The 25524-nt window shown below is 62.9% G+C and carries 27 protein-coding genes; 18 read left to right on the plus strand and 9 right to left on the minus strand.

Features of this window, described 5'->3' with window-relative positions:
* Positions 1-2: 2 nt before the first annotated feature.
* From BQ4888_RS06875 to BQ4888_RS06910, 8 genes are all read left to right on the plus strand, one after another.
* Positions 3-764: a FliA/WhiG family RNA polymerase sigma factor gene (locus tag BQ4888_RS06875; RefSeq protein ID WP_092055534.1), complete on the plus strand. Its 762-nt coding sequence runs from the start codon at positions 3-5 to the stop codon at positions 762-764.
* Between the two features lie 3 nt (positions 765-767).
* The gene (locus BQ4888_RS06880) at positions 768-1172 is read left to right on the plus strand and encodes a hypothetical protein (RefSeq protein ID WP_092055537.1); all 405 of its coding nucleotides are present in this window, start codon (positions 768-770) and stop codon (positions 1170-1172) included.
* A 260-nt stretch (positions 1173-1432) separates the two neighbouring features.
* Positions 1433-2161, plus strand: coding sequence for a flagellar hook basal-body protein (locus tag BQ4888_RS06885; RefSeq protein ID WP_092055542.1), 729 nt, complete (start codon positions 1433-1435; stop codon positions 2159-2161).
* Between the two features lie 21 nt (positions 2162-2182).
* Positions 2183-2971, plus strand: coding sequence for a flagellar basal-body rod protein FlgG (gene flgG, locus BQ4888_RS06890; RefSeq protein WP_092055545.1), 789 nt, complete (start codon positions 2183-2185; stop codon positions 2969-2971).
* Positions 2972-3131: 160 nt separating this feature from the next.
* Positions 3132-4076 (plus strand): flagellar basal body P-ring formation chaperone FlgA, encoded by a 945-nt coding sequence (gene flgA / locus BQ4888_RS06895; RefSeq protein WP_092055549.1) that lies wholly within the window; start codon positions 3132-3134, stop codon positions 4074-4076.
* A gap of 2 nt (positions 4077-4078) precedes the next feature.
* Positions 4079-4768 carry a flagellar basal body L-ring protein FlgH gene (locus BQ4888_RS06900; protein WP_092055554.1) on the plus strand — a complete coding sequence of 230 codons (690 nt, stop codon included), beginning with the start codon at positions 4079-4081 and terminating at the stop codon, positions 4766-4768.
* 17 nt (positions 4769-4785) lie between these two features.
* Positions 4786-5889: a flagellar basal body P-ring protein FlgI gene (locus BQ4888_RS06905; protein ID WP_092055557.1), complete on the plus strand. Its 1104-nt coding sequence runs from the start codon at positions 4786-4788 to the stop codon at positions 5887-5889.
* A gap of 66 nt (positions 5890-5955) precedes the next feature.
* Positions 5956-6315, plus strand: a complete 360-nt coding sequence (locus BQ4888_RS06910; RefSeq protein WP_092055559.1) for a rod-binding protein — start codon at positions 5956-5958, stop codon at positions 6313-6315.
* A gap of 85 nt (positions 6316-6400) precedes the next feature.
* Here BQ4888_RS06910 and BQ4888_RS06915 read toward each other — a convergent pair whose 3' ends face one another.
* The 4 genes from BQ4888_RS06915 to ttcA are packed head-to-tail and all read right to left on the minus strand — an operon-like array spanning position 6401 to position 11555.
* On the minus strand, positions 6401-7198 hold the full coding sequence (locus BQ4888_RS06915; protein WP_092055562.1) for a hypothetical protein: 798 nt from the start codon (positions 7196-7198) through the stop codon (positions 6401-6403).
* Positions 7199-7235: 37 nt separating this feature from the next.
* Positions 7236-9905, minus strand: coding sequence for an aconitate hydratase AcnA (gene acnA / locus BQ4888_RS06920; protein ID WP_092055565.1), 2670 nt, complete (start codon positions 9903-9905; stop codon positions 7236-7238).
* Positions 9906-9955: 50 nt separating this feature from the next.
* Positions 9956-10723 (minus strand): PP2C family protein-serine/threonine phosphatase, encoded by a 768-nt coding sequence (locus BQ4888_RS06925; RefSeq protein WP_092055569.1) that lies wholly within the window; start codon positions 10721-10723, stop codon positions 9956-9958.
* Positions 10724-10763: 40 nt separating this feature from the next.
* Positions 10764-11555 (minus strand): tRNA 2-thiocytidine(32) synthetase TtcA, encoded by a 792-nt coding sequence (gene ttcA / locus BQ4888_RS06930; protein WP_092055573.1) that lies wholly within the window; start codon positions 11553-11555, stop codon positions 10764-10766.
* Between the two features lie 128 nt (positions 11556-11683).
* On the opposite strand from ttcA, the gene BQ4888_RS06935 reads away from it, so the two are divergent.
* A complete protein-coding gene (locus BQ4888_RS06935; RefSeq protein ID WP_092055576.1) occupies positions 11684-12133 on the plus strand; it encodes a Crp/Fnr family transcriptional regulator in 450 nt (149 codons plus the stop codon).
* A 132-nt stretch (positions 12134-12265) separates the two neighbouring features.
* On the opposite strand, the gene BQ4888_RS06940 is transcribed toward BQ4888_RS06935, so the two are convergent.
* From BQ4888_RS06940 to gloA, 4 genes are all read right to left on the minus strand, one after another.
* Positions 12266-13114, minus strand: a complete 849-nt coding sequence (locus BQ4888_RS06940) for an IPT/TIG domain-containing protein (protein WP_092055581.1) — start codon at positions 13112-13114, stop codon at positions 12266-12268.
* A 70-nt stretch (positions 13115-13184) separates the two neighbouring features.
* The gene (gene ccsB / locus BQ4888_RS06945; protein ID WP_092055584.1) at positions 13185-14027 is read right to left on the minus strand and encodes a c-type cytochrome biogenesis protein CcsB; all 843 of its coding nucleotides are present in this window, start codon (positions 14025-14027) and stop codon (positions 13185-13187) included.
* 18 nt (positions 14028-14045) lie between these two features.
* Positions 14046-15422 carry a cytochrome c biogenesis protein ResB gene (gene resB, locus BQ4888_RS06950; protein WP_092055586.1) on the minus strand — a complete coding sequence of 459 codons (1377 nt, stop codon included), beginning with the start codon at positions 15420-15422 and terminating at the stop codon, positions 14046-14048.
* Between the two features lie 243 nt (positions 15423-15665).
* A complete protein-coding gene (gloA, locus tag BQ4888_RS06955) occupies positions 15666-16049 on the minus strand; it encodes a lactoylglutathione lyase (protein WP_092055590.1) in 384 nt (127 codons plus the stop codon).
* Positions 16050-16212: 163 nt separating this feature from the next.
* Between gloA and BQ4888_RS06960 the strand changes: the two genes are divergently transcribed.
* From BQ4888_RS06960 to BQ4888_RS07000, 9 genes are all read left to right on the plus strand, one after another.
* Positions 16213-16794, plus strand: coding sequence for a MarR family winged helix-turn-helix transcriptional regulator (locus BQ4888_RS06960; RefSeq protein WP_092055592.1), 582 nt, complete (start codon positions 16213-16215; stop codon positions 16792-16794).
* A gap of 97 nt (positions 16795-16891) precedes the next feature.
* A complete protein-coding gene (locus tag BQ4888_RS06965) occupies positions 16892-18073 on the plus strand; it encodes a quaternary amine ABC transporter ATP-binding protein (RefSeq protein WP_092055595.1) in 1182 nt (393 codons plus the stop codon).
* The gene (locus BQ4888_RS06970) at positions 18073-18912 is read left to right on the plus strand and encodes an ABC transporter permease (protein ID WP_092055598.1); all 840 of its coding nucleotides are present in this window, start codon (positions 18073-18075) and stop codon (positions 18910-18912) included. The genes BQ4888_RS06965 and BQ4888_RS06970 overlap by 1 nt, the downstream gene beginning before the upstream one ends.
* A 36-nt stretch (positions 18913-18948) precedes the next feature.
* On the plus strand, positions 18949-19098 hold the full coding sequence (locus tag BQ4888_RS17525; RefSeq protein WP_170232781.1) for a hypothetical protein: 150 nt from the start codon (positions 18949-18951) through the stop codon (positions 19096-19098).
* A 78-nt stretch (positions 19099-19176) separates the two neighbouring features.
* The gene (locus tag BQ4888_RS06980; protein ID WP_092055603.1) at positions 19177-20058 is read left to right on the plus strand and encodes a glycine betaine ABC transporter substrate-binding protein; all 882 of its coding nucleotides are present in this window, start codon (positions 19177-19179) and stop codon (positions 20056-20058) included.
* A 28-nt stretch (positions 20059-20086) separates the two neighbouring features.
* Positions 20087-21439, plus strand: a complete 1353-nt coding sequence (locus tag BQ4888_RS06985) for a hypothetical protein (RefSeq protein WP_092055605.1) — start codon at positions 20087-20089, stop codon at positions 21437-21439.
* A 48-nt stretch (positions 21440-21487) separates the two neighbouring features.
* On the plus strand, positions 21488-21673 hold the full coding sequence (locus BQ4888_RS06990; RefSeq protein ID WP_092055608.1) for a hypothetical protein: 186 nt from the start codon (positions 21488-21490) through the stop codon (positions 21671-21673).
* A gap of 133 nt (positions 21674-21806) precedes the next feature.
* Positions 21807-23561 carry a histone deacetylase family protein gene (locus BQ4888_RS06995; RefSeq protein ID WP_092055611.1) on the plus strand — a complete coding sequence of 585 codons (1755 nt, stop codon included), beginning with the start codon at positions 21807-21809 and terminating at the stop codon, positions 23559-23561.
* Between the two features lie 52 nt (positions 23562-23613).
* A complete protein-coding gene (locus BQ4888_RS07000) occupies positions 23614-24369 on the plus strand; it encodes a GAF domain-containing protein (protein ID WP_092055615.1) in 756 nt (251 codons plus the stop codon).
* A gap of 31 nt (positions 24370-24400) precedes the next feature.
* Here the strand turns inward: BQ4888_RS07000 and BQ4888_RS07005 are convergent, their stop codons facing one another.
* Positions 24401-25432, minus strand: coding sequence for a rod shape-determining protein (locus BQ4888_RS07005; protein ID WP_092055619.1), 1032 nt, complete (start codon positions 25430-25432; stop codon positions 24401-24403).
* Between the last annotated feature and the right edge of the window lie 92 nt (positions 25433-25524).

Raw genomic sequence — 25524 nt, forward strand, 5'->3', positions numbered from 1 at the left:
TCATGGATCTGGAGACTTTCATCTATCCCCAACCCCCGCTGGTGCCGGTGGATCGGGAAGCGCTGATCCGCGAGCATCTGCCGATGGTCGAATTCATCGTCGAGCGTATGGTTTGTCAGGTGCCGTCCTACATGACCCGGGACGATATGGCGAGCGCCGCCATGGTTGGGCTGATGGATGCCGCCGGCCGCTTCGATCCCGGCAAGGGGGTGCTCTTCAAGACCTTCGCCGAACAGCGCATGCGCGGGGCGATTCTCGACGAAGCGCGGAAGATGGGCTGGTTTTCGCGGAGCCTGCGGGATAAGCAGGGGCGCGTGGCCGATGCCTTGACCTCCCTGGAACATCGCCTCGGGCGTTCGCCGGAGGAAGAGGAGGTGGCCCGCGAACTGGGGCTGAGCCTGGCCGACTACCATCAACTGCTCGGCGAGGTCAACCATCTCGGTCTGGTCAGCCTGCAGGAAACTCTGGATGATGCCGGCCAGGGGCGCAGCCTGCAGGATACTCTGGTGGACAAGGACGCTCCGAGTGCTCTCGACCGTCTTGAAGCCAAGGAATTGACCCGGGAGATCGCCGGCTGCCTGAAAACCCTGTCGGAAAAGGAAACCCAGGTCATCGCCCTTTACTACTACGAGGAGCTGACCCAGAAAGAAATCGCCGAGGTGCTCGGCGTCACCGAGGGACGGGTCTCTCAGCTGCACAGCCAGGCCCTGGCCAAGCTCAAAGGCAAGTTGTCCCGGCGCGGCCTGGGGCGCGAGGGGCGGTAGGCCATGGCCGGACGGGATCTCTTCTTCGCCTTTCTGCTCCTCGTCGGCCTCGGGCTGGCGCTGCGCTGTTGGCTGCTGGAGCGACGGTTGGAGCAGGCGCGCAAGCAGCTGGAGGAGCAGGACCAACTGCTGCGCGAGGTGGTCGAGCGGCTGCGGTTGGTTCCGGATCGTTCTCCGGCGCAGACGGCCGCGCGGCCGGAGGCCTTTGCCGTCGATCTCGCCCAGGCCGATCTCAAGCAGCGCCTCAAGGGGGGGGATGCCCCCAAGCCGATTCCCGAACGCTACCGGCTGGTCGCGGCTCTGGCCCGCCGGGGTCTGGTGGCCGCCGACATCGCCGAGATCCTGGAAATCGCACCGGGGGAGGCGGAAGAGTTGATTAAGCTGGCCCGAGTTTCGGGCGAACGGTAAGGGCTGATGAAAAACGCCCATCTGCGGCGTTGCCCTCATCCTCGTCGCTGCGACGTACCTTACAGGTACGCCTCACTCCTCGAATTTCGGGCGCCTTGCACCTGGGCATTTTTGATCAGCCCTAAGGCATAATGGATTATTTATGACAGTCAGAGGCGACGCATGCGTCGCCTTTTTTTGGGATCGGCGAAGAAATTTCTAAAGGAATGGGGCGTGAACGCCGATAACATGAGCAAGACGAGAACTTCAGCGAGGTAGCCATGAGTACAGGAAAATACGCAGCGCTTTCGGCGGCCCGGACCGCCATGCAGAGCCTCGATACCATTACCCACAACATGGCCAACCTGCGCACTTCCGGTTACAAGCGGGGGCGCGTGGCTTTCGCCGCCGCGCTCAGCGAAGCCCAGTCCTGCAACCAGGGCAAGGGGCTCAATTTCGCCAAGGGCCAGGAAGGCTTCAGCGATTTTTCCCAGGGGGTCATCACCACCACCGGTCAGCCTCTCGATCTGGCCATCGCCGGTTCCGGCTACTTCAAGGTCGGCGACGATCTCGGCAACATCTTTTACACCCGTCAGGGCAATTTCTCGCTGAACACCGAAGGCAACATGGTCGCCGCCGGTGGCTTCAAGCTCCTTAACGAAGGGAATGCGCCGATCGTCATCGACGGCCCGGTAAAGATCATCGGCGAAGACGGCACCATCCAGATGGAATCGGGCGCGACCCAGAAAATCCCCCTTTACGATGTGGAAGACAGCGCCCTGCTGGAGCGTTCCGGCGGCTCCTACTTCACCCTGCAGGAAGGGGGCTTGGAGCAGCCGTCGCCCAACTCCCGGGTGCTGCAGGGGAACATCGAGGAATCGAACGTGAGCATCCTTCAGGAAATGGCACGCATGGTAGAAATCCAGCGGGTTTTTGAAAACAGCCAGAAGGCGATGCTCAATTACAGCACTATTTCCGAAAAAACCAACGAAATCGGCATACTCGCTTAATCGAGCGAAGGAGGATAGATTATGATCAGGTCACTGTGGACCGCCGCGACGGGGATGGAAGCGCAACAGCTGAACATGGACGTCATCGCCAACAACCTGGCCAACGTCAACAGTTCCGGCTTCAAGAAGAGCCGCGCCGACTTTCAGGATATCCTCTATCAGACCAGCAAACTGGCGGGCGCCACGGCGGCCGGCGGCGGCGAAGTCCCCACCGGCATCCAGGTCGGTCTCGGCTCGAAGGTGGCGGCGGTGCAGAAGGTCTTCACCACGGGCGACATCCGCACGACCAACAACGAACTCGACCTGGCCATCGAAGGCGAAGGCTTCTTCCAGGTGACCCAGCCGGACGGTGAAGTGGCCTACAGCCGCGGCGGCGCCATGAAGATGGACAGCACCGGGCGCCTGGTTACCTCCGAAGGTCTGGCCATCGAGCCGGAAGTCGTCATTCCGGCGGGTGCGACGCAGATCTCCATCGGCTCCGACGGTATCGTCGAAGTGCTCGAAGACGGCAGCAATACCCCGACCGAAGTGGGAACGATCGAATTGGCTCGCTTCAGCAATCCCGCCGGCCTCAAGAGCCTCGGCCACAACCTCTACGGCGAAACCGTCTCCTCCGGCGCGCCGGAAACGGGGATCCCCGGCGAGAACGGCATGGGCGCCATCTCCCAGGGCTACCTGGAAGGTTCCAACGTCAGCATCATGGAAGAGATGGTCAACATGATCGCCGGGCAGCGCGCCTACGAAATCAACTCCAAGGCGATTCAGACCGCCGATGAGATGTTGCAGATGGCCAACGGACTCATCCGCTAGGGAAAAGTCCCGCGATAACGAACCGCCAAATTCAGGAGCCGGAAGGGAAAGGGGGGCCGAACCGGTCATCCCGAAACCGAAATCCGGTTCCTGATTTGCGTTTTGGCACGCCAATCGCAGTACTCAAGGGGCAAGATCAACCTCAGCCCCAAGGATCGCCATGCCCCAGCTTGTATCGATTGCCCTGCTCCTTTTTTCCCTCCTGGGTGCTACCGGCGCCTCGGCCGAGGAAATCTCCCTGCGTGCCAACGCCTTGGTGGCGGATGCCATGGTGACCTTGGGGGATCTGGCCGAGCTCGACGAGGAGACCGCCCCCTTTGCCGCGCTTCAGCTGATGCGGAGCCCCGATCCGGGGCAGGAGCGGGTGCTCTCCGCCGCGTTGATCCGCCAGGCCCTTCTGCAACGGGCGCCCGAGCTGAATGAGGTGGCCTGGGCCGGTGCGCAGACGGTGACGGTGCGCCGCGACGGCCTGGTGATCGATCAGCCCGCGCTGGAGCAGCTCCTTGCGAGCTACCTCAAGGTCAACCGCGAGCGCCTGCCCAAGGCCCGCATCGCCTTCAAGAATATGCAGTTTCCGACGAGTTTCGTGCTGCCCAAAGGCAAGCTCGCCACCGAGGTCATTCCCGCCGATTCCCGTATTCTCGGCAGTCGCCGTTTTACCGTGATCTTCCGGGTGGATGGGCAGGTGGTGCGCAATCTCAGCCTGCGCGGCGAACTCGAAGCCCTGGCGCCGGTGGTGGTGGCCGCCGCCGATCTCGACCGGGGGACGATTCTGGGGGAGGCAGACCTCGATCTGGTGGAGATGGATATCACTTCCCTGCGCAATCCCTGTCTCGATCCCGGTGCCGTGCTCGGTCAGAAGCTCAAACGGCCGGTGCGTCAGGGGACACCCCTCGATCCGGCGACAGTGGAGATGCCGCCGGTCATTTCCCGGGGGGAGACGGTGACCATCCTCCTCAGCCGGGGAACGCTCAGCCTCACCGCCCGGGGGCAGGCCCTGGAGAACGGCCTTCAGGACGAAACGATCCGCGTGCGCAACAACGACAGTCAGCGGGACATCTCCGGCCGGGTCGTGGAGCCCGGCGTGGTCATGGTGGAGCAGTGATAATGAAACGATTCCTTCCGATCCTTCTGGCGGCATTCTGTCTCGGCGGTTGCGCCTATCAGGCCAAAACCCTCAGCGAAACCGAGGAGCTGCCCGATGCCTCGTCAGTGGTCATCGAAACCCCGAAACCGGCCAGCCCCGGCTCTCTCTGGACCCAGCAGCAGGGGAGCATGTTCTATGACACCAAGGCGCGCTCGGTGGGGGATATCGTGACCGTGGCCATCTTCGAGCGGGCCAGCGCCAGCAAAGAGGCCAAGACCAGCACCGGCCGGTCGAGCAGCATGTCGGCCGATATCTCCAAGGCCTTCGGCCTGGAGCGCAACATGGCCACGATCAACAAGGCGATCGATCCCACCGCGTTGGTTTCGGCCGGTTTCGACAACGACTTCGAGGGCTCGGGACGAACTTCGCGCAAAGAAGACCTGGTCGCCACCCTGACCAGTCAGGTGGTAGAGGTCTATCCCAACGGCAACCTGCGTATCTCCGGGGCGAAGACGGTGACGGTCAACAACGAAAAACAGATCGTCAAGCTCACCGGCATCGTGCGGCCCAAAGATATTTCGGCCCAGAACGTGGTCAACTCGGAGAATATCCTTGATGCCCGCATCGCCTATACCGGCAAGGGGGTCATCAGCGACAAGCAGAAACAGGGCTGGCTGATGCGCATTCTCGATACGGTCTGGCCGTTCTGATGACAATGGGGAACCTCATGAAAAAAAATCTGCGAACCGCTTGTCTCTGTTCGTTTCTGCTGCTGATGCTGGCCGACATCGGTTGGGCCGCGCGCATCAAAGATATCGCCACCCTCGAAGGGGTGCGGGAAAACCAGCTGGTCGGTTACGGCCTGGTGGTCGGCCTCAACGGCTCGGGGGACAGCGATAAGACCCAGTTTACCGTGCAGTCGCTGGTCAACATGATGGAGCGTCTTGGCGTTACCGTCGACCGCAACGAGGTCGAGGTCGACAACGTGGCGGCGGTCATCGTCACCGCCTCCCTCCCCCCCTTCGCCCGTGCCGGCGGCACCATCGACGTGCAGGTCTCCTCGGTCGGAGATGCCGACAGCCTCGCCGGCGGCACCCTCTTGATGACCCCCCTGAACGGGCCGGACGGGCAGGTCTACGCCGTCGCCCAAGGGGCGCTGGTGGTCGGCTCCCTGGCCTTCGGCGGCAAGGCGGCCAAGGTACAGACCAACCACCCGACGGTCGGCAGGATTCCCGGCGGCGCCATTGTCGAAAAAGAGGTCGGCTACGAGTTCGGCACCGGCGAGGTTCTGGTCTACCGCCTCAAAACCCCCGATTTCACTACCCTGACGCGCATGAGCGAAGCCATCAGCGGGCGCTTCGGCGGCAGCATCGTCCGGCCGGTGGACAGCGGCAGCCTGCGCGTGCTTATCCCCGACGACTATCGCGGCCGCGCCGTGGAGTTCGTCGCGGCGCTAGAAGGGCTTGATGTCACCCCCGACCTGGCAGCGCGGGTGGTCGTCAATGAAAAGACCGGGACGATCGTTATGGGCGAGGATGTCCGCATCTCGACAGTGGCCGTTTCCCACGGCAACCTCAGCCTGGTGATCAGCGAAGAGGCCCAGGTTTCCCAGCCCGCGCCCTTCTCCCAGGGGGAGACGACGGTGGTGCCCCGGACCAACATCGAGGTCTCGGAAAAGGACAGCGAATTGGTGGTGCTCGAAAAAGGGGTCAGCATCGGCGACGTGGCCCGCAGCCTGAACGCTATCGGCGCCACCCCCCGCGACCTGATCGCCATCTTCCAGGCGATCAAGGCCGCCGGGGCCTTGCATGCGGAACTGGTGATCTTGTAATGCGGAGTGATGAATGATGAATGATGGGACGAGATTTCAGATGAGAACAGGTGAGAGGGGGGTGTCATGAAATTGACTCAGATCGATCCGAGTTTGCTCGTCGCGCAGAATCTCAAGGCCGATGCGAAGGATACGGCCAAGCAGGATGACGCGGCGCTGCGCAAGACCTGTCAGGAGTTCGAGGCGATTTTCGTCCAGTCGATGTTCAAGACGATGCGTTCCACCGTCCCCGCCGGCGGCCTCTTTCCGCGCGGTATGGCCCAGGATTCGTTCCAGGACATGATGGATCTCGAAGTCGCCAAGGCCTCGGCCGAACAGGGACGGCTCGGCATCGCCGAGGCCCTCTACCGCCAGTTGCATCGGGATGTCGAGGCCGACGAGGCCACCCAGCCCGCGAACCCTTCCCCGCCGCCTGAAACGGACTGAGGGGCGCGTTCAGCGCCCCCCCCCAGCCGATCTCCCCAGCCCCCCCCCACAAAGCACTATCTCATTCACCCCGTCCTTCTCGTTTTCATTGCCCCCGTCCGCGCCGGGTCACCGCCGCAAGCAGCAGCAGATAGCCGGTGGCGGCGAGAAAGGCCAGGAAGGTGCCGAAGGGAACCCCGTAGCGGGGATAGGTCAAGGAGACGCTCAGGGCATAGGCGATGAGCGCGCCGATGCCGAAGGGATAGTTTTTGATGATGGTGTGCACCGCTTCCTTGCCGTAGGCCTGATGGATGATGAGCAGGAAGGGGAAGAGGGTGATGGGAAAGGCGGAAAGAATCCCCGAGGCGTTCGCGCCGATGAGCTTCGCCAGTCCGGTGATCAGCAACACGATGGCGGCCGCCGCCAGCGCCCGCAGCAAGAGCACCCAGCGGGTGAAGGGCACCGGATTCGTCACCCGGGTGTTTTCAATGCGACGGAAACGCCGGGCGTAAAAGGCGGCAACGGCCACCGTCAGCAGCAATCCCGTCGGCAGATTCAGGGGCAGTCGATGCAGCAGCGCCGCCGCCAGCAGGAAGGCGAGGACGGCGGCGAGGGCCGAACCGGCGACCGCATACCTCTGCAGGCGGGCCGAAGCGCTCTGGTAGGCATGGACCAGCACCAGCGAGGCGCTCAGTCCCGCGAGGGTGTAGACCGCCCCCTGCCCGGCGAAATTGGGACCATTTTCCAGGCCGATGAAGAAGAGGGCGATGGCGGTGCCGAGAGGATAGCCGGAGAGGATCCCCGCGACTTTCGGGCTGACCCGCTCGGCCACCAGCGAAAGCCCGACTACCGCCAGGATCGAAACCAGAATCTTGGCCGGAATCAGCAGAACCGTCAGAGACATGAACGCCGTCCGCGCACGTCAACGTCCCCCGCGCCCATCAAGGGGCACCCAGTCGGCGCAGCACATCGTTAAGAATCCCCCCGCTCTGGTAGTAGGCAACTTCAATCTGGGTGTCGAGGCGGCAAAGGACGGAAATCACTTCCGCCCGGCCGTCACCACGATTTATCCGCAGAGTCAGGGTTTGTCCCGGCGTCAGGGGCTGGTCTCCGCCATCGAGGCTGAAACGTTCGTTGCCGTCGAGACCCAGGGTTTTGCGGTTTTCCCCGGGGCGGAACTGCAGGGGCAGAACGCCCATGCCGATGAGGTTGGAACGGTGGATGCGCTCGAAGCTTTCCGCCAGTACCGCCCGCACCCCGAGCAGCAGCGTCCCCTTGGCCGCCCAATCGCGACTGGAACCGGTGCCGTACTCCTTGCCGGCGACGATGAGCAGCGGCGTCCCCTCCGCCTGGTAGCGCATGGCGCCGTCGTAGATGCTCAGCTCCGCGCCGCTCGGCAGGTGCCGGGTAACGCCCCCCTCCACCCCCGGAACCATTTCATTCCTGATGCGGATATTGGCCAGGGTGCCGCGCAACATCACCTGATGATTGCCGCGCCGCGCGCCGTAGGAGTTGAATTCCTCCTGGGGGACGCCCCGATCGAGCAGGTAGCGGCCGGCCGGACTCTCCGCGGGGATGGCGCCGGCGGGGGAGATGTGGTCGGTGGTGATGGAATCGCCGAGCAGGGCGAGGACGCGGGCGTCGCGGAATCCGGCAAAGCCGCGTTCGACCTCGGTCGGCGAGAGAAAAAAGGGCGGTTCCTGCACGTAGGTCGAGGCGCTGTCCCAGGCGTAGGTCAGGCCGGTGGGAACGGGCAGTTGCCGCCAGCTCTCCTGGCCATGAAAGACGTTGGCGTAGCGGGCGCGGAAGAGTTCGGCGTCGATCCGGCCGGCGAGTTCGGCGATTTCCGCCGGGCTCGGCCAGATCTCCCGCAGAAAGACCGGCTTGCCGTCGCTCCCCGTGCCCAGGGGTTCCCGGTCCAGGTCGATGCGCGTGGTCCCGGCCAGGGCGTAGGCCACCACCAGCGGCGGCGAGGCCAGCCAGTTGAGGCGGGTCAGGGGATGGATGCGTCCCTCGAAGTTGCGGTTGCCGGAGAGGATGGCGCCGACGGCCAGATCGCCCTCGGCGATGGCCCGGGCCACCGGCTCGTCGAGGGGGCCCGAGTTGCCGATGCAGGTGGTGCAGCCGTAACCGGCCAGGCGAAAGCCGAGACGGTCGAGAAAGTCCTGCAGGCCGGTGCGTTGCAGGTAGTCGCTGACCACCGGCGAGCCGGGAGCCAGGGAGGTCTTCACCCAGGGGCGGACCCCCAACCCCCGGGCCACCGCCTTTTTCGCCAGCAGCCCGGCGCCGAGCATGACCGCCGGATTGGAGGTGTTGGTGCAGGAGGTGATGGCGGCGATGACCAGATCCCCCGGGCGCAGCTCCTGCTCCGTCCCCGCCATTTGAACCGACCGCTCCAGGTTTTGCGCGCCGATGGCCTGTTCGGTGGCGGCTTTGAGGGCGGTCAGGGGGACCCGGTCCTGGGGCCGTTTGGGCCCGGCCAGACTCGGGACGACTTCGGCCAGGTCGAGTTCGAGCACGGCGCTGAAGAGCGGCTCGGGTGCGTCATCGGTGCGCCACAAGCCCTGGGCCTTGGCGTAGGCTTCGACCAGGGCGAGGGTGGCCTCGTCCCGTCCGGTCAGACGCAGATAGTCGAGGGTAATCCCGTCGATGGGGAAAAAACCGCAGGTAGCGCCGTACTCCGGGGCCATGTTGGCGATGGTGGCGCGATCGGCCAAGGGCAGGCGGTTCAGCCCCGGGCCGAAGAATTCGACGAATTTGTCGACGACGCCGTAGGCGCGCAGCATCTCGGTCAGGGTCAGCACCAGGTCGGTGGCCGTCACCCCCGCGCGCAGGGCGCCGGTGAGGCGCACCCCGACGACCTCGGGGATGAGCAGGGAGACGGGCTGGCCGAGCATGGCCGCTTCGGCTTCGATCCCCCCCACGCCCCAGCCGAGGATGGCGAGACCGTTGATCATGGTGGTGTGGCTGTCGGTACCGACCAGGGTGTCGGGATAGGCGAGCTTGCGGCCATCCTGCTCCTCGCTCCAGACCGTGCGCCCGAGATATTCGAGGTTGACCTGATGGCAGATGCCGGTGCCGGGGGGGACGACGCGAAACTGGTCGAAGGCGAGCTGCGCCCAGCGCAAGAGGGTGTAGCGTTCGCGGTTGCGTTCCATCTCCGCCGCGACGTTGCGGGCGAAAGCATCGGCCGTGCCGTAGTAGTCGACCGTCACCGAGTGGTCGATCACCAGATCGACGGGAATGCGGGGATTAACCGTCTGCGCCTCCCCTCCGGCGCGGACCAGGGCGTCACGCATGGCGGCCAGATCGACGACCGCCGGCACGCCGGTAAAGTCCTGCATCAGGACCCGCGCCGGGCGAAAGGCGATCTCCCGCTCCCCATGCCGCCTTTCCAGCCAGCCGGCCAGGGCGCGCATATCCGCCGTTGTCACCGTCTCGCCGTCCTCGTGGCGCAGCAGGTTTTCGAGCAGGATCTTCAAGGTATGGGGGAGCCGGGAGAGATCCCCGAGCTGTTCGGCGGCGGCCGCCAGGCTGTAATAATCGTAAGGGGTACCGGCGACAGCGAGGGTGCGCCGGGTCTTGAGGCTGTCCAGGGAAGGTCGGGGCATGGCTCTCTCCTTTTCCGGGCGGCGGTCGGGTTGTCGAATTGCGCAATGAATCAGCGAAAGACCGGCCCGTGAAAGTCGGCGACGATGGCGGTGCAGTCGTCCTTGAGGATCTCGGCGGCGCCGAAGTCGGCGATGGCCCGGTAGATCTCGTCGAGGAACTCCAGGTGATCTCCCTGGAAGGAGCGCAGGGTTTCTTCCAGGCGACTGTTGCCGAAAAATTCGCCGAGGTCGTTGCTCGCGTCGGTGATGCCGTCGGTGGTGAGCAGCAGGCGATCCCCCTTGTTGAACTGGAAGGTGCACATGGCCATTTCCGGATCGTCGAAAAAGCCTAAGGGGACGCCGGTCGGAACGAGGTGGAAGATCTCGCCGCCGCGCCGCACCATGGGGGGGACATGCCCGGCGTTGACGTAGCGCATGGTCAGGGTGTCGGGATCGATGACGCTGAAGAAGAGGGAGGAGGAGAAGAGATAGTCGAAGCGGTCGGAGCGGGTGGCGAAGGAGCGCAGGAAGCTGTTGACCATGGCCACCGTTTCCAGGGGGGTGCACTGGCGCACCGTAGCGTGGTGCAGGTAGCCGTAGATCAGCGACATGACGACCGAGGCGGTGAGGCCATGGCCGGTGACGTCGCCGAGAAAGATCACCTGGCAGCCGCTGGGAGCGGTGAGGAAGTCGAAGTAATCCCCGCCCAGGCCGATGGCCATGCGGTTTTTTACCCCCAGGCAGCACCAGTCGCAAGTTGGGGAGTTTTTCGGCAGGAGCAGCTGCTGGATCTCCTGGGCCAGGTCGATGTCGAATACGATGTGGTCGGCGTTTTTCATCTCTCCCCCGGTTCGGTCATTGTTCATCAACCCAACAATTCTACACCATATCGGGCCTCTTGCCGAGGGGGGCGAAGGGCGTCAGGCGAGGATCCATCAGATGTCGGGGTTGGACGTTGCCGAGGGCGCCGATCAGGCTCCGGCGCAACTGGGGATTTTCTTCCGCCAGTTCGCTGATCAGCTGCTTCATGCGTTGGCGTTTCTGGTCGGCGGCGCCGACCACCGGGCAGGAACAGCAGACAATGGGGAAGGCGTTGCGTTCGGAGAATTCGACAATCCGGGCTTCCTCCACGTAAACCAGGGGGCGGATCACCGTATGCCGGCCGTTGTCGGCAAGCAGGCGCGGGCTCATCGCCGCCAGGGTGCCGATGTAGAACTGGTTGAGGAGGAGCGTTTCGATGAAGTCGTCGAGGTGATGGCCGAGGGCCAGCTTGTTGCAGCCGAGGCGGTCGGCCACCGTATAGAGGACGCCGCGCCGCAGCCGGGCGCAGAAGGCGCAGTAGGAAGAGCCGGGGCGCAGTTTGGCGTCGATGATCGCCGAGCAGTCGGTACTTTCCAGGTGATAGGTGAAGCCGTGCTCGCGCAGGTGCGCTTCGATGTGGTCCTTGCGGTAGCCGGGAAAACCCGGATCGACGTTGACCGCCACCAGTTCGTAACGGATCGGCGCCCGACGGCGCAGGCTGTCGAGGATGTGCAGCAGGGTGTAGGAATCCTTGCCGCCGGAAATCCCCACGGCGATGCGATCCCCCTCCTCGATCAGGTTGAAGTCGCCGATGGCCTGGCCGGTCTGCTTTTTGATCCGGCGAAAGAGTTGGTCTTCGATGATCGGCACGAAAGTCTCCGGTGTGGTCAGGGACGGATGAAAAGAACGCCCCTGCAGATGAGCGCAGGCTTAGATTTTGCAGTGGATGATAGGCCGAGTCGTCGTTGTTCATCAGCTCCTTACGGAGGACTTGCCCTATGCCCGTCGCCGGACTTCGCAATCGGTTCCCCTTTTTTCAGAGCCTGCAAACCGACGAGGTCGAGCAGTTTCTCTCCTACTGCCGGCGGCTGCGCGCCGAGGCCGGAACGAACCTGTGGCAGGAAGGGGATGCAGACAATTTCGCCGCCTTCATCCTCGACGGCAAGCTCGGCATCAAAAAACGGACGGAGTTCGGCGGCAGTCAGGTGATCGTCGGGCTCTATGCTCCCGGCTCGGTGGTCGGTGAGCTGTGCCTGTTGACCAGCAATCCCCGTTCGGTTACCGCCGAAGTCATCGAAACCGCCGACCTGCTTCTGCTGCACAGTCAAAATTTTGAAGAGATGCTCGGCAACCACTCCCAGCTCGGCATCGCCCTGCTGCGGCATATCTTTGTCACCACCGCCCGCCGCCTGACCAAGTCCTACGAACGCATCGCCTCGGTCTTCTGAGCCGTTCTCCCCATCCTTTTATCCCATAAAACCGCCCCGACGATACAGAGAAGGTCGGATGTCGATGAAGGTAGGATGCCGGTGAGCGCAGCGAACCGCATCGTCGGAGTGGCCGCCGGTCCTGGTGTCGCTTCAGGGGCTGGTAATCTGGTAGGGGGCGCTCCCTTCGCCGCCGGGACCGACCACGGTCAGGGTCAACGGCAGCGGTTCGCGGCTTAAGGGATAGCGGGTGTAGATCAGGGTGCCGCAGTCGACGTAGCGCACCTCATCCCGCCCTCCCCCCTGCTTGCCGGCGAGGGCGAGGGCGCGGTTGACCGGCGTGCCGTTGACCAGCAGGTTTGCCTGGGCGGGGAAGTTGCGTCCCCGGATGATCAGCTCGTAGGCAACGACCTGGTCGGCGCCGAGGCTGACGGAGAAGATCTCCGGCTGGCCGTCGATCATCAGGGCGTAGGGGAGGGAGCGTTGGCCGTCGGGGTTGACGACCTCGACCTGATGCATTCCCGCCGCCAGTTCGGGCAGGGTGAAGTCGATGCGGCTCGCGGAGAGGCGTTCGGCGGGGAGCTGGGCGCCGTCGACCAGCAGGCGGGCGCCCTCGGCCAGGGCCTGACCGCTGACGCTGATGCGCCGTTCGCCGTCGCAGAGATCGAGACGATCCGGGTCCAGGGTGCGGATCTCGGGGCGCGGGGTGCCGACGCGCAGGATGAACGCCGGTTGGATGCCCCCGTGGCTGTCGGCCAGGGTCAGGCGATAGTCCCCCTCGGGCAGCTCCGGCACGGTGAAAATCAGTTCCCGCTCCGTCCAGGTTTCCGGGCGCAGAGCCTGATCCCCGAGGACAACCAGGGTGTCGTCAGCGAAGGGCCCGCCGCTGACCCGGACAAGCCCCCCGGGAACGGTGGTGGAGGGGCTGATGGCGGTGATTTCCAGCGAGAAGGCCGGAGCGACCGCCAACCACAGAAGGAGCAGCGTGCCGAGAAGTTTCATGGGAACTCCAAGGGAGCGTGAGGCGTGAATGGGTAGGGGCGCAGCATGCTGCGCCCCTGATCTCACATTCTCAACTCCCGTAGGAATGCAGGCCCGAGAGCAACAGGTTGACGCCGAGATAGCAGAAGATCGTCGCGGCGAAGCCGATGATCGACAGCCAGGCCGCCTTGCGCCCGACCCAGCCCCGGGTGAAGCGGGCATGGAGGAAAGCCGCGTAGATGAACCAGATGATCAGGCTCCAGGTCTCTTTCGGGTCCCAGCTCCAGTAGGTGCCCCAGGCGTAGTTGGCCCAGGCGGCGCCGGTGATGATCCCCAAAGAGAGCATGGGAAAGCCGAACATGATCGCCTTGTAGTTGATGTCGTCGAGCACTTTGGCGCTGGGAAAAATCCCCATCAGGCCCTGGTTGTTCCCCTTGCGCTCCTCGCGGCCGATCATCAGCAGGTACATGATCGAGGCGCCGCAGGCAACGGCGAAGGCGGCATAGCCGAGGAAGCAGGTGATGACGTGGTAGGTCAGCCAGTTGCTCTGCAAGGCCGGCACCAGCGGCTGGATCTCGGCGTTGAGGCCGAGCTGCGCCCAGATCATGAAGATGAAGGCGAAGGGGATGACGAAAGCCCCGACGGCGCGCTGCTTGTACTTGAGATCCATCAGCAGATAGCAGAGGGCGATACTCCAGGCGAAGAAGACGACCGACTCGTAGAGGTTGGAGAGGGGCGCCTGCTGGAAACCAAGAGCGTAGGCCTCGCGCCAGCGCAGGCCGATGGCGATGGTGTTGGCGACGAAACCGGCCCAGACCACTCCGGTTGCGGTCAGGCCGATGGCCTGGACGCGACTGACGATGTAGACGATGAAGAGCACCATCGCGGCAAAGTAGGCGATGGTCGTGATATTGAAAAAGAGGGAACTGGTCATAATGGCATTCTCCGTGGATTAGCGCGAGGTGTCGGTCTTGAAGGCGTCATCCGCCTGCTGTTTCAGTTCGTCGAAAAAGAGCGCGAAGGCCGGCTGGTTGCGGTGGGCGTTGCCACCGAGCAGAATTTTTGCGCCTTTGCCCTCCGGCTCGATGCGGGCCCAGAGGCGACGGTGCGAGAGGGTGAAAGCGGCGATGGAGCCGAGCACCAGCAGGGCGCAGCCAAGCCAAACCACCCAGACGCCGGGGTCTTTCTTCACCTGCAGGCCGGTGTATTGCTTCTGCTGGTAGTCGAGCAAGGCGAAGCTGAAGGGACTGTCTTTCGGCCCACCGAAGTTGGGGAAGTTTTTTACCACCACGAAGGGCGCGCCGTGCTGTCCGTCTGGGGTGTTGATGTGCATTTCCACCGCCGGGCCGAACTGCCCGTAATTGTCCGTATAGCCGGTCACGGCAAAGGAATGTCCGCCCGCGAGGGGGTAGTGCCGCCCCTCGGCGACGGTGATTTCCTGCGCTGCGCCGCTCGCCTTGTCGGTTACCCGGATTTTCAGCTGGGGGTTGCCGGCCGGGCCGTAGCTCGATTGGTAGAGGGTAATCCCTTTGTAGGAGAGAGGATCGTTGACGATGATTTTACGGTCGCTGATGACCTCCTCGCCGTTGTCGACGATGTCGAGGATGCTCATGAACTCTTTGGGACGATTGGTCCCGTCGTAGTAGGTCACTTCGAAGTCGTCGCAGCGCACCGAAAAGCCGAGGTCGATCGGCTCCCGCCCGCCCGAAGTCCAGACCTTGCTGGTCATGGTCCCTTCCTCGATATTGACGAAGGCTTTGAATCCCCAAAGATTACCGATGATCGCGCCGATGAAGATGATCAGGATCGACAGGTGGGTCACGTAGACGCTGAAGCGCGACCAGGGATGTTTTTCGGCATAGAGATGGATGCGCCCGTCGGCCTCGGTCACGACGGGGGCGGCCAGCGCTTCGCCGAGGAAGGAAACCAGGCGATCGCGAGCAGCTTCCGGCGTCTGCGACACGCGCAGTTCGTGGCGGTTGCTCAGGCTGTTGTAGTGGCCGTCGTCGGCCACCGTCACCGGCTCGAAGGCCTGCTTCCAGACCCGGGGCAGGCGTTTGAGCGAGCAGGTGGTCAGGTTCAGGGCGAAGATGCCGAGCAACGCCAGGAACCACCAGGAGTGGTACATGTCGTAGAAGTTCAGCATCTCAAAGAGGCGGTGCAGGGTTTCACCGTAAAACTGCTGATATTCCTGCGGGGAGCGATTCTGCTGGATCAGCGTGCCGATGATCGAGGTGGCGGCGAGCAGAATGAGCAGTACGATAGTCAGCTTCAGGGAGGCGAAAAAATCCCAGAGGATATCGATAAACGAGCGTTTTTCTTTGGTCACGGGGAAGACTCCTGACGAAAAGATGGAGCGAGCAGATCGGGGCGCGGCCCGATCCCGGGGTTGACGCCATGCCGGGGCTATCGGCTAAACAATGAGGATCTCCCTGTCCGGGTGTCGCTGCGCCGGCAGCGGCGCAGTGAAGATCCTCCATCGATACATTTTGAGAAATGTACCCGGATTTATCCTTCAGACGCAATAGTCAATGGAACAGTCCGCTACTGCGTATTTCCGCGCCCTTCGTTCTCAGTCGTTACGCACCACTTCGATCAGGTAGCCGTCGGGGTCGGCGAGAAAGTAGAACCTGGGCGGCCCGCCGGCCAGACCTTTTAAAGGTTTGGGATTGTAGCCTTGCTCCTGATGGCGGTGGTGCGAGGCTTCGAGGTCGTCGACGCCGAGGGCCAGGTGGGAATAGCCGTTGCCGAGCTGGTAGGGCTGCTCCTGGTCGTGGTTGTGGGTCAGTTCCAGTTCGAAGTCTCCTCCGGGCGCTTTCAGGTAGCTGAGGGTGAACTTGTGCTCGGGAAAATCGAGTCGCCGGGCGATCTCAAAGCCGAAGGCGTTCTGATAGAATTCTTCGGATTTTTTCATGTCCATAACGCGGATACAGCTGTGAATCATCTGATATTTCATCTCAAGGCTCCTGGTTGCGAGGGTTGATTAACTTCAGGTGTCGGGCATCATGCCACAGCTTGGGCGAGAAGAAAAGACAGGTCGGTTTTTTGACATGGGTGATCGTTTGTGTTTAAATCGTTCGGATTGAAACTATTCATTCAAATTTTTCCCGGGATAGCCCATGAAGACCGAGCGTGATCTGAACAAGACGGCAACGACGGCGGCGGATCATCGCGGTGAGCTGGTCTCTCTGCACGCATCGCCGCCAATTCCCGCCGGCCAGTACGATCTGCGTATCCTCCAGTCGTTGCGGCGCATCATCCGGGCGATTGAAATCCACTCGCACAAGCTGGCGCACAGCCACGGCATTACCGGGCCGCAGCTCTCCTGTCTGCTCGCCATCCGCGATCAGGGTAAGCTCACCGCCTCCCAGCTGGCCAAGATCGTCTATCTCAGCCCCAGTACCCTGGTCGGTATCCTCGATCGTCTGGAAGAAAAGGGGCTGGTCAACCGTTCGCGCAGCGCCCGTGACCGCCGGCAGGTGCTGATCGAGGCGACCCCGGCCGGGGAGGCGCTGGCCGCCGACGCACCCTCGCTGCTGCAAGATACGCTCAGGGATTCCCTGGCGGCCCTGCCGGAACTGGAGCGGGTCTCCATTTCCCTCTCCCTCGAAAAAGTCGTTGATCTGATGGAAGCCCGCAGCATTTCCGCCGCGCCGGTTCTGGAGACCGGCCCGCTGAACCCGCCTTCCGGCGAGCCTTGAGCCGGCCGTTATCTCTTGAACGTTTCCCTGTTGCCTCGTTTTTTCCCCTGCAATGCAAAGAAATTCAGCTCTTCTAAATCTGTTCGAAAAGGATTCCATGCATCCGAAAATTACCGTTGAAAACCTCTACAAAATCTTCGGCCCGGGGGCGAAGTCCGGCATCGCCCTGCTCCGCCAGGGCCTCGGCAAGGAACATCTGCTGCGTGAACACGGCCTGGCCGTCGGTATCAACAATGCCTCATTTTCTATCGAGCCCGGCCAGTTCCTGGTTGTCATGGGCCTCTCCGGCAGCGGCAAGTCGACCCTCATTCGCTGCTTGAACCGGCTCATCGAGCCGACCGCCGGGAAAATTCTCATCGACGGCGTCGACGTCACCACCCTCGACGAAGCCGGCCTGCGCCAGGTGCGACAGCACAAATTCGGTATGGTTTTCCAGAAGTTCGCCCTCTTTCCCCACCGCACGGTGCAGCAAAATGCCGAGTACGGTCTGGAGATCCAGGGCGTTGCACCCGAGGAAAGGGCGCGCAAGGCGCTTGAATCCCTCGATCTGGTCGGGCTCAAGGATTGGGCCGACGCCTACCCCGATCAGCTCAGCGGCGGCATGCAGCAGCGCGTCGGCCTGGCCCGGGCGCTGGCCCTCGATCCCGACATCCTGCTCATGGACGAAGCCTTCAGTGCCCTCGATCCGCTCATCCGCCGGGAGATGCAGGACGAATTGCTGGCTCTGCAGAGCCGGGTGAACAAGACCATCGTCTTTATCACCCACGATCTCGATGAAGCTCTCAAGCTCGGCGACACGATCATCATCATGAAGGACGGCGTCATCGTCCAACAGGGAACGCCGGAAGAGATCCTCACCAACCCGGCGGATGACTACGTGGAAAAGTTCATCGAGGATGTGGATGTCTCCAAGGTCCTCACCGCCGAAACGGTCATGCACAAGGCGACCGCCGTCACCTTTCCCAAGGACGGCCCCAAGACCGCCCTGCACAAGATGAAGGAAATCGGCACCTCCAGTATCCTGGTGGTCGATAAGGAGCGACGCCTGCTCGGCATCGTTCACGCCGAGGATGCCTCGCGCCTGGCCAAGGCCGGCGAAACGAGCCTCGAAGCGATCATCGTCCGCGACATTCCCCGGGTCGAGCCGGGGACGGCCCTGCAAGAGCTCTTTTCGATCGAGTCCTTCCCCGTGATCGTCGTCAATGAAGAGCAAAAGCTCAAGGGGATTATCGTGCGCGGCGCGCTGCTGGCCGCCATGGCCGAAGGGAGGAGCAACTGATGGAGATGCCGCTGCCCAAATTTCCCCTCGGGGCGATGGTGGAAAGCACCATCGATTTTTTTACCGATCATTTCGCCTTTATCACCAAAGGGTTGTCGAAGATCACCGAGGTCGGTATCGACGCCCTGGTCGACGGCATGCTTTTTCTTCCCCCCCCGTTGCTGATTTTGCTCTTCGCGGCCCTGGCGTTCTGGTTGAGCACCCGCCGTATCGCCCTCTTTACCCTGCTGGGACTGCTTTTTATCTGGAACCTCGGGCTCTGGGAGCCGACCGTTTCGACCATCGCCCTGGTTCTCATCGCCACCCTGGTGGCGGTCGTCATCGGCATCCCCATCGGAATTATGGCGGCCCTGTTCAACCCGGTGCATCGGGTGACCATGCCGGTCCTCGACTTCATGCAGACGATGCCGGCCTTCGTCTATCTGATTCCGGCCATCCCCTTTTTCGGCCTCGGGCCGGTTTCGGCCATCTTCGCCACGGTGATTTTCGCCATGCCGCCGGCGATTCGCATGACCTGCCTCGGTATCGAGCAGGTGCCGGCCGATCTCATCGAGGCGGCCGACGCTTTCGGTTCCAATCGTTCGCAAAAGCTCTTCAAAGTCCAGTTGCCCCTGGCCAAGGGGACGATCATGGCCGGTGTCAACCAGACCATCATGCTCTCGCTGTCGATGGTCGTTATCGCCGCTATGATCGGTGCCGGCGGCCTCGGCGGCGAAGTCTGGAAGGCGATTCAGCGGCTTAAGCCGGGGATGGGTTTCGAGGCCGGCCTCGGCGTGGTGATCGTCGCCATCATCCTCGACCGCATCACTCAGCGCATCGGCCGTGACAGCCGCAGCTGAGCCCTTTTGAGCCCCGAGAAGAAAGGATCTTTGCCCATGAAACGTCTATCCCTGCGCGCTGTTATCCTCCTCAGTCTGTTTCTGTTGAGCGCCTGCGCCAGTACCCAGGGCGCAGCGGAAAATGCCCCCCGGGTCAAATGTCCGGCCTGCGGGTATGAGTTCACCGCGCCGCCCCACGGTCGTTAGTAGGCTGTTGAAGAGCGCGGCATTTATACCAAGCCGCTGCACAACTGCCATCTACCCCTTTTCCGGAGGAAGTTCCCGATGAAACGTATTCTGCTGATTAGCCTGCTCTGTTTCACTTCATTGCTTTGGTCCTGTACTCAGGAGCAAAACGCGGATGGCACGAAAGCGGCCGCGCCGGAGGCCAAGAAAGAGGTGACCCTCGTCTATGTCGAATGGGTCGCCGAAGTCGCCAGTACCAACGTCATGCGCGTTGTTCTGGAAGAACTCGGCTACAAGGTGAAAACCCTGCCGGTGGGCGCCGCCGCCATGTGGCAGTCGCTCGGCAGCCGCGATGCCGACGCCATGACCTCGGCCTGGCTGCCGACCACCCACGGCCATTATCTTGAAGAAGTGCGGGAAAATGTGGAAGACCTCGGCCCGAATCTCGTCGGCACCCGTATCGGTTTGGTCGTTCCCAAGTATGTGGAGATCGACTCCATCGCCGAGCTCGACGCCCACGCCGACAAGTTTTCCGGCCGCATCATCGGCATCGATCCCGGCGCCGGGATCATGAGCCTGACGGAAAAAGCCATCGAGGAGTACGGGATCAAAAATCTGCGCCTGGTGGAAGGCAGCGGCGCGACCATGACCGCGGCCCTGTCCGACGAGATCAAGAACAACAACTGGGCGGTGGTTACCGGCTGGACCCCCCACTGGAAATTTGCCCGCTGGGAACTCAAGTACCTGGAAGATCCCAAGGGGATTTACGGTGGCGCAGAGACGATCAACACCATCGTGCGCAAGGGGCTCAAGGAAGAGCAGCCCGAGGTTTACGCCCTGCTCGACAACTTCAACTGGACCGCGGCCCAATGCGAAGAGCTGATTGCCGCCAACCAGGAAGATGGCGCCGACCCTTACGTCAACGCCAAGGCCTGGGTGGAAAGGCATCGTGATCTGGTCAACAGCTGGCTCGGCAAGTAAGGCCGCATAAATGAAGAGGAGGACTCCCGTGTTGACCTATTTACGCCTGCCATTGTTCTTGTGCGCTCTCGCCGGCTGGGCCTTGATCGCTCTGCCTTCCCCGGCCCTGGCCGGGGAGACGGTGCCCATCGAAGAGTTCAACGCCCTGAAGGATCGGGTCGCCGAACTGGAAGCTCTGCTGTTGCGCGGCCAGGGGGGGGCGGCGACGCCGGCGCCTCAGGCTGCCGCCGCGCCGGTTGCGGTGGAGCAGAAAGTTGAAGCCCCCTCGGAAGGCGAAACCGTCGCCGTCGCCGCGACTGAGGAAGAAGCCGAAACGACGGATCATCTCAAAGTCGGCGGCGCCTTGCGGATGAACTACACCTACAATGACGATGATCGCTGGCACGAGGACGGCAAAGAGAAGGGAGGCGATTTCAAATTCGATCTCTTCCGGCTCGACGTCAACGGTTCGTACAATGACGTGCAGCTCTCCGCCCAGTATCGTTTCATGGAGGATCAGCATTTTATCCATCACGGCTGGCTCGGCTACAACCTCAGCGACGAAACCGGCGTGCAGCTTGGCCTGACCCAGGTTCCCTTCGGCCTGCTTCCCTACGCTTCCCACAACTTCTGGTTCGGTCTTCCCTACTATCTCGGCCTGGAGGACGATTACGATCTGGGTCTGAAGCTGCTCCATCAGAACGGCCCCTGGGATCTGCAACTGGCCTTCTTCAAAAATGCCGATTTCGGCAATGCCTCCGACCTGGAGCGTTATTCCTATGACATCGTCAAGGAAGGCGACCAGCAGAACGAAGAGAGCAACCAGATCAACGCCCGCCTCGCTTATCGCCTCGATCACGGCGATCTGGGCAATACGGAATTCGGCGTCTCCGGCCAGTGGGGGCAACTCTACAACGGCGACACCGGGCGCAACGGCGACCATTGGGCCGCCGCCGCCCATGTCAACGGCACCTATGGGCCCTTCAACCTGATGCTGGAGGCGATCGAGTACGAGCACAATCCGAAAAATCCCGCCGGGGTCAGCGACAAGACGGTGCGCATGGGCGCCTTTGGCTGGGGGCATGACGTCGCCGCCAAGGGGACGGTCTACGTCGCCGGGTTGAGCTACGACGTGCCGGTGAGCTGGGGGCCGGTCAGCAAGCTGACCTTCTATAACGACTACAGCCGCCTGGTGAAGGCCGAAGAGGACTTCGAGGATTCGGAGATCAATACCCTCGGCTGCCTGGTTACCGCCGGTCCCGTTTACACCTACATCGACTTCATCATGGGCAAGAACGCCACCTGGATCGGCAGCATTGGCGAAGACGGCTTCGGTGCCGGACGCCATCGTGATGAAGGCTGGAATACCAAGTTCAATATCAATGTCGGTTACTATTTCTAATCGGAAAAATTCGGATGGAACGGCGCCTCGCTGTTCGGGAGGCGCCTCATGAGTCTCATTATTGCGATTCCCGTCGGGTTGCTTTGCCTTTACCTCTCCTGGCTGAGCATCGGCAAGAACTCGCGGACCAGCCTGGTTCTGTTGCTCGTCGGCTGCGCCGCTCTGGGCGGCAGCTTTCTGATCATTCTGGTCAGTTGGCTTTTATGGCCCGAATTCTCTTCCGCCATGCCTTGAAAAAGCGGCACCCCGTTCAATACGGGGTGCCGCTATTTTCTGAATCTCCTCACCCCTTACCCCTCACCGATTCAACATATTTCCCCGGCCTCGGTTAGAATGAAGGGACATCCCCCTTTCCTGCCGAGGCCCCATGTTCATCATCCGCCGTTTTTTCGACGAGGTCGCGCCGCGCAACCGCGAGGCGCTGCGCCAGGTCCAGACCATTCTCCGCGAGCAGTTTCCCGCCCTCAAGCCGGAGGATATCGACAAAATCCCTGAGCTGCTGCGCAATCCCCTCAAGCATCGCTTCCGCTCCATCCTCTACGTCGCCGAAGGCAGTCGCGGCACGGTGACCGGCTTCGCTCTCCTCTCCCACGATCCGGAACTGCACTTCGCCTACCTCGACTACATTTCGGCGGCCAAGGCGGCCACCGGCGGCGGTATCGGCGGCGCCCTCTACGAACGGCTGCGCGAGGAGGCGCTGGTGCTCGGCTGCCGGGGGATCTTTTTCGAATGCCTGCCCGACGATCCGGCCCTCTGCCGTGATCCGGAAATCCTCGCCCAGAACCGGGCCCGGCTCAAATTTTACGAGAAGTACGGCGCCCGACCCATCGCCGGGACCGCCTACGAGACGCCGGTAAAGCCCGACGACGACAATCCCCCCTACCTGGTCTTCGATAACCTCGGGCAGGAGCGGCCGCTGCCGGCGGTCGAGGCCCGGCGCATCGTCCGCGCCATACTCGAACGGCGCTACGGCCACCTCTGTACCCCGGCCTACATCGATATGGTGGTCGACTCCTTCCGGGACGATCCAGTCGTCCTGCGCCCGCTCCGTTACCGGCGCAAGGCGCCGGCGGCGGCCAAGGCCACGGTGAGCGGCAGGCTGCGGCGCATCCCGCTGGTGGTCAACGACCAGCACTCCATCCATCATGTACGGGAACGGGGTTACGTCGAGGCGCCGGTACGCATCGACGCCATTCTCAAGGAACTGACGCCCCTGGGGATGTTCGAGCGGACGACGCCGGCGGACTATCCCGAGCGGCACATCCGCGCCGTCCACGACGGGGCCTATCTCGATTATTTCAAGAAGGTCTGCGCCAATCTCGCCGTCAACCGCTCCATCTACCCCTATGTCTTTCCCATCCGCAACCAGGCGCGGCCGCCGAAGGAATTGGCGGTGCGCGCCGGTTATTACTGCATCGATACCTTCACCCCCATCAACCGCAACGCCCAACTGGCCGCGACCCGGGCCGTCGACTGCGCCCTGACCGCCGCCGACCGGATCCTCGCCGGACACCGCCTGGCCTATGCCCTGGTGCGCCCGCCCGGCCATCATGCCGAAGTGCGTGCTTTCGGCGGCTTCTGCTACTACAACAACGCAGCGGTGGCGGCTCATTATCTGAGCCGCTTCGGGCCGATCGCCATGCTCGACATCGACTATCACCACGGCAACGGCCAGCAGGTGATCTTCTACGGGCGCAAGGATGTGCTGACGGTTTCTCTGCACGGGCATCCAAGTTTTGCCTACCCGTATTTCAGCGGCTTCGAGGACGAAAAAGGGGAAGGGGAGGGTATCGGCTTTAACCGCAATTATCCGCTGCCGGAGACGATCGATTTCGACCTCTACCTGAAAACCCTGGACAAGGCGCTGCGCAAGATCCGCGCGTTTCAGCCGAGCTATCTGGTGCTCTGCCTGGGGCTGGACACGGCCAAGGGGGACCCCACCGGCACCTGGCCGTTCAAGGGGAAGGATTTCGAAACCCTGGGGCGGCGCATCGGCGCGCTCGGCCTGCCGACCCTGGTGGTACAGGAGGGGGGCTACTACACGCGCCAACTGGGGGTCAATGCCCGGAACTTTTTTGTGGGCTTGTGGGCCGGAGCCTTCCCGGAAGGGGGGAATCCCTGATATACATTAAGTCTGTCTCTTGAACGTCGGCCCACCTTTTTTGGAGTCACCCATGGAATCTTTCAACGCATCCATCATGAAACTGGTCGGCTTGGCCGGTTTTCTCGAAGAACAGGGCAATTTCGACGACAGTCTCAACGAGATGGCGGCGTTGGCGGCGAACCTCGTCGATTCGGAGAACTGCTCGCTGATGCTCTTTCACGAAGAAGCCGGGGATGAGCCGGTGATGCGCATTTATGCCAGCCACGGCTATCTGCCGGCGGCGGCCTACACGGAAAAAGCCCGGCACAAGGAGGGGATCGCGGGGCAGGTGGCGGCCACCGGCCAGGCCCTGCTTATCCCCGACATCGAGCAATCCCCCTTCGCCCCCAAGGCGCGCTGGCCGGAGCGCCGGCACAAGGGCTTCGTCTCGGCGCCGATCTTCATCGGCGGCAAGGTGGTGGGGGTGATCAACGTCAACTCCCCGGTCGATGACCGCACCTATGGCGAAAAAGACCTCTATCAGCTCACCACCGTCGCCCTGGTCGCGGGCAAGTCGATCCAGGTGCGCCAGTTGCAGAATCTGCTGCGCAGCCGCTTCGCTCAACTCGCCGTGCTCAATGAGGCCAACGCCGTAGTCGAGGATGCCGTCGAGGCGGCGCTGAAGAATCCGGCTTTTCTGGCGAAAAGTTTTGGGCGGGCCTTCTACCGGGAACTGCGCAAGGCGGGCTTCAGCAACAACCACATCATCAACGCTGCCACCGAGGTCATCGCCCAGCTCAGCGAACGGGTGGAGAAGCATCGGGCAAGAGGGGAGGAAGAAGGCTGAAGGCTGAAGACTGAAGGCTGAAGGGAGTTGCTCAGTCGTGTTTTTCCAGGCGGCGGAGGACGCTGAGATAGTCGAGGACCCGGGCCGCGCCGAGGACGCTGCCGGCGAGGGGTTGGGGGACGCGGGCGACGGGCAGGTCGATGTGTTGGGCGAGGCGTTCGGCGAATCCCGGCAGGAGGGAGCCGCCTCCGGCCAGAAGGACAGCGCGGTCGAGATGGTCGATGGTGGCGTCCGCAGGGATTTTCCCGATGGCGGCGGCGATGGCGGCGAGCAATTCGTCGAGGGGGGCTTGCAGGGCGGCGGCGATTTCCTCGGCGTCGACGACAGCCTCTTGCGCCGTGCCCTTTCGAGGGTTTCGGCCGCGAATGCGCAGGCTGCGGCAAGGGGCTGTGCCCCCGCAACGGCCCAGGGCTATCTTCATCGCTTCGGCCGTCGGCGGGGCAATGCGCAGCTCGCGCGTGCGCTCCAGGTGGTCGCTGATGGCTTGATCCAGGGCCGCGCCGCCGATGTGCAGGCTGTGCTGATGCTGGATGGCGCCGGCGGCGACCAGTACGACTTCCGTCAGGTCGGCGCCGATATTCACCAGCAACTGTCCCGCCGGTTCGTCGATGGGCAAATCGGCGCCGATGGCGGCGGCCAGGGGCGTGTCGATGAAGTAGACCTCTTGAATCCCCACCCTATGGAAGAGATCCTTGGCCTGTCGCCGCTCCGCCGCCGTGGCTTGGGTGGGCAGGCCCAGCACCGCCCGCCGGTGGCGACCCGGCAGAAAACGCGGCAGCTTGGCGAAGAAGGCTTCGAGCATCGCGGCCGCTGCCGGCGGGTCGGTCACCGCGCCGCCGCGCAGCGGGGCGGTCACGCGCACGCCCCGGGGTTCCCAGCCCCAGAGGGCCTTGGCTTTTTCCCCCACGGCCAGGATTTCTCCCGACGCCGTCAGGGCGATCAGCGAGGGTTCGGCCAAGACCAGCCCCCGGCCCTTGCGCCAGATGCGGGTGAAGGCGCTGCCGAGATCGACGGCGAGGTCGTCGGCAAAGTGATCGAGAATCGGGTCGAGAAAGTGGGACATGGCGCGGCGCTCGGCATGGAAAAACGGGTGAAGGTCAGACGCCGGAAGTCTAGCATCGTCAAAGGGAATTTTGAAGAGGAATGGGGATCGCC

This window comes from Desulfuromonas acetexigens, from assembly GCF_900111775.1.
Taxonomy (GTDB): Bacteria; Desulfobacterota; Desulfuromonadia; order Desulfuromonadales; family Trichloromonadaceae; genus Trichloromonas; species Trichloromonas acetexigens.